This window comes from Mesorhizobium sp. (assembly GCF_005063415.1).
Taxonomy (GTDB): Bacteria; Pseudomonadota; Alphaproteobacteria; order Rhizobiales; family Rhizobiaceae; genus Mesorhizobium.
The window spans coordinates 1-1,151 of the sequence record NZ_SUEG01000340.1; the positions used below are offsets into that span (position 1 = coordinate 1).

The 1,151-nt window shown below is 63.7% G+C and carries 1 protein-coding gene; it reads right to left on the reverse strand.

Annotated elements, in window-relative coordinates:
• Positions 1 to 506: 506 nt before the first annotated feature.
• The coding region (locus E5W70_RS32480) for an AraC family transcriptional regulator (RefSeq protein WP_292665453.1) at positions 507 to 1,151 on the reverse strand (645 nt) is incomplete at its 5' end.

The window sequence follows — 1,151 nt, forward strand, 5'->3', positions numbered from 1 at the left end:
GTCCGATGTCGCGGAGATAGTTGCGCTGCGTCTCCCGTGAGAAACGCCGCATGTTCATGTCGTCGATCAGCCGCTGACGAAGTGGACTGCTAGGTGCATCGAGAACGGGATAGGGCATGGTCAGGCTCCTTGTTGAAGAAGCCTGTGATGCTCTGCCGCTGCCGAACCCCACTCAACGCAGGCGCAACGACCGGTTCTTGATCTCTACCTCAACCGCGGGTGCCCATCCCGCGCAGCGGGTTCGTTCAGCGGCCCAAAGCTGCTGTACCGCAAAGCGCCTGATGTCGGGCGTTGAGGCCAGCCTTGCCACTTCCCGTAAGCAGACGTTGCCGCGATACATTTTGGAGGGCGCGGTTACGCCATAAGCCGCCGTTCCCGACGGTTCTCCGAACGGGACGTTCACGCTCCGGCAGGTGTCGACCCTTTCCGGTCCTCGGCGGCGGACGCGACGAACGGCTCAATTGAGCCCACAGCGGACGCTCGCTTTCTTCTGAAACAGAGTCAGACTATGCATCCATCTGTGCCTGTCGTATGTCGCGGGCCGGTGGTTTGCCGAACAGACGGCCATATTCGCGGGTGAACTGAGGCACGCTCTCATAGCCCACCGCATAAGCCACCGAACTCACGCTCATGCCATCGGCCAGCATCTGGCGCCGAGCCTCGATCAGGCGCAACTGCTTTTGGAATTGCAAGGGAGACAGCGTGGTGGTCTGGCGGAAATGCTGGTGGAAGGACGAGGTGCTCATCCCCGCGGCCTCGGCCAGTTCCTCGATGCGGATCGGCCGTGCATAGCTTTCGCGGATCATAGCGACCGCACGGGCGATGCGTTGTGCATGGCCATCGGCCCCGCCGAGGCTGCGGAGGGCCGATCCGTGCCGTCCCGCCAGAAGCCAGAAATGAATCTCGCGCAGCAACGGCCCTTGCAGGACCGGGAGGGCAGAGGGACGGTCCAGAAGCCGCATCAGGCGCAGGGCCACATCGGCGACATCTGCGTCGGTCGGCTCCACTCGGACAGGCTTGCACGGATCGCCCGGGACCGCCGCCATCTCGACCGCGAGTTCCCGCGTAAGGACGGGGTCGAGTTCCAGCACCAGCGAACAGTAGGGCGCGCCGAGGCTTGCCTGCGTGATCTGGCTGACCGTGGGCACATC